The sequence below is a fragment of the Thermus sp. FJN-A genome, assembly GCF_054655095.1.
On the sequence record NZ_BAAHSC010000286.1, the window covers coordinates 1 to 236 of the forward strand.

Annotated in this window: 1 protein-coding gene; it reads left to right on the plus strand. The window is 71.2% G+C overall.

Translation table 11 applies throughout. From position 1 onward, the window contains the following. Nucleotide 1: 1 nt before the first annotated feature. The coding region (locus ACYQ0J_RS13735; RefSeq protein WP_460170278.1) for a thermonuclease family protein at nucleotides 2-236 on the plus strand (235 nt) is incomplete at its 3' end.

A 236-nucleotide genomic window follows, 5' to 3' on the forward strand; every position in this document is an offset into this window, starting at 1 on the left:
CATGGGCCTGGCCTTGGCCCTTTCTTCCCAAGGCAGGCTCCAGGGCCCCGTTCAGGTGCTCAAGGTGGTGGACGGGGACACGGTGGAGCTTCAGGGCCTCGGGCCGGTGCGCCTCATCGGGGTGGACGCCCCGGAGTCCACCTACAACCACCGCACCTCGGGCCCCGAGGAGGTGAGGCTCGGCCTCGAGGCCAAGGCCTTCCTCGCCCGCCTGCTCCAGGGGCTCCAGGGGAGGA